The 2,492-nt window shown below is 44.3% G+C and carries 1 protein-coding gene; it reads right to left on the reverse strand.

Features of this window, described 5'->3' with window-relative positions; translation table 11 throughout:
• Nucleotides 1-10: 10 nt before the first annotated feature.
• The gene (locus tag BCT81_RS28725; RefSeq protein ID WP_102426638.1) at nt 11-2,119 is read right to left on the reverse strand and encodes an LruC domain-containing protein; all 2,109 of its coding nucleotides are present in this window, start codon (nt 2,117-2,119) and stop codon (nt 11-13) included.
• Nucleotides 2,120-2,492: the final 373 nt, after the last annotated feature.

Raw genomic sequence — 2,492 nt, forward strand, 5'->3', positions numbered from 1 at the left:
TATTTTCTCTCTATGGAAGATTATAGGTTTTGCCGGCTACTGGTGATTGGTGCCAATTCTCATCTGTGACACCCCCTGATTCAGCCCAAGCTTGGAACTCTGGATAAGCGTCAACGATATCAATGTATTCAAGTGGCCACTCCCAATCTTCCATTATTAGTAGCGCCCACGGAAGGTATGTTGCAGTTTTAAAGTAGTTGTTTGAACCGTTTAAGCTGGCATCGACACCAATACCATACAGGCTTGTATCAAATTGCTCTGTAGGTGCTTGTCCTGGGAGGTGAACCTCCCAAGTTCTGCCTGGGTGGAATGGGAGCCCTTCGCCGTGATAAGTGTTTGGTGTCGCAAATATGAATGGGTCGTACGGCATGTCGGTAATTGATGAGCGATCAGAGCCTTCGGTAAAATAGACCTCTAAGGTAAAGCTAAACAAAGAGGCACTCGTATCACAGCCCGTTTCGGTTCTAAAGAAAGTACAGCCGCTACTATTGTTTGCGTGCACACCCATGTCTTCACCGATGATAAATATTGCTTCATCGGATATGCTTTCTAAGCCGTTAGAGGGTTGTTCAACACCATCAAACTTCAACGTAGTCAACGTTGATTCAATGCTGCTTCGTGTGATGCCTGGCAGTCGAATAGCAAAGCCATTTTGATACGTTGCCCCATAGGACACCAGCTTCCCTGAAATTTTTATAATTTCAACATGAGTGGCCAATGTGGTTTCAGTAATTTGGAGATCAACTATGACGTCGTTCATGTCATAATCTGCCGTGTACGGCCAGTTGTCCTCAAAGGCGACGGAAGCATAGTCGTCAACACTTGGGAAATACTCAACGGCGTAGCCATTTGCAGTGATGGTAATGGGGTGGTCTTCTACCTCACCAGACGTTGAACCACCGTTGTAGCTAAGCCCTGTTTGCTGACTGAAACGAAAACGGCTCCAGCTTGCCCCTGCTATAGCAGACTGAGAGACGATGAATGGTAGAGAGTTGCTACCAGCATTGAGCAGCGTGTCAGTGAAGACTTGCTCTCCCGCATCCTCAAAGTCACCGTCTCGGTTCCAATCAAACCAAGCAGATAAGTAACCAGATGAGGACGCCGTTACCTCAATAACTGAACTTAATCCAGGGTCTAGGGCTGCGACGAAACCGATGCCATCTTCATCGGCTGTACCAACGGCATTATCGTCTGTAAGAGCCCCAGAATCGCCATCAGGAGAGATGCTACCCAGGTAAGTCACACCATCTATGTCATGTCGGGGACCATTTGACGCCAACGTAGTACTGTAAGTGTCAGGGGCATCACCAAAATCAATGTTAGAGTTAGTTGGAACCGCGTCTGCACTAGCGCATCGTGCACCATCATTTGAACCGGATGCCGGACCATTTGCAAAAAAAACACCGTTAACATTCGTTATGTTTGTCGGGTCAGTTAAATCGACTCTGTAGATATTACCGGAACTATTACTGGCGGCGTAAAGGTAGCCGGCACCGTCAAAATAAAGTGCACCAAAGCTATTTACTCCCAACCCGGTATCGCCTAAATTCGTTCTAGCTCCGTCCGAGCGAAGGTATTCGAACAAATCACCGGTATTATTGTCGATACCGTAAATTTTTCCGTTATTTGGGTGGATTGCGATATCTGCGTGGTTGGCTTTGGTGCTGTTGTAAGTTTTGACGGTTTGCATGGTTAAGCTTGCAGAGGAGTTTGACGCTAAGGGGGCTAAGTTAATTTTGAAGATACCTTTCGTTTTGTTGTAGAAATAGAGATAGTCGTCATAGACATCACCGGCGATGAAACCGTAATTAGGCAAATTTGAAACAGTTACCTCTGATGCTAGAAAATCACTGCCCATCCTCAAAACCCTAGAGCCAGTGCTGTCGTAGCCATATAGGTATCCGTCATTCTCACTGAAACCTGCCGCATTAAAGCCAGACTGCCCCAAGCCAATACTTGCTGTCTCTAAGTTGTTGTTACCTGTCACTAAGTCAACGGAATACACTGAGGCTGGCTTACCTTGTATTAGGTAAGCATCACTTGGGCAAGACGTAAATGGTCCTGCCATACTCACTGAACTCGCTGTCAGTCCTGCTGCTATAACCAATAGTCGTTTCATGCTAAGTCCCTTTTATTTGTCTAAGCATCTATGGGGTTGTCTAAGTGAGTATGAAACTTCTATGCCAGTTATTACTTCATGTTTTATATACTGTTTTTTTTAGGGGTATCGCAATTGTCATAATGATAGTCAAAAAAGGAGTGGATTAACGCATGCTACGTTTCCACAACACTTGAGCCAAAGCCCATGTTCGCTCATTGGTAACGGTTGTTAGATTAGTAAAGGATAAATGTTATCCTTTTTAGAATTATTCAACTGTTCCGTTTTTATTATTAAATTAGATGGGCCCAAAAACTAAAAGTATTATTCATATATACATGCTTTAACTGTAAGGCATTGCTGTATATAGTATTTGCTTAATATGAAGATGGTA

This window comes from Vibrio sp. 10N.261.52.A1 (genome assembly GCF_002876325.1).
In the GTDB taxonomy this organism is placed as follows: domain Bacteria; phylum Pseudomonadota; class Gammaproteobacteria; order Enterobacterales; family Vibrionaceae; genus Vibrio; species Vibrio chagasii.

Excerpts from the sequence above, each read along its gene's own strand:
- BCT81_RS28725 (WP_102426638.1), bottom strand. The coding sequence starts at position 2,119 with ATGAAACGACTATTGGTTATAGCAGCAGGACTGACAGCGAGTTCAGTG.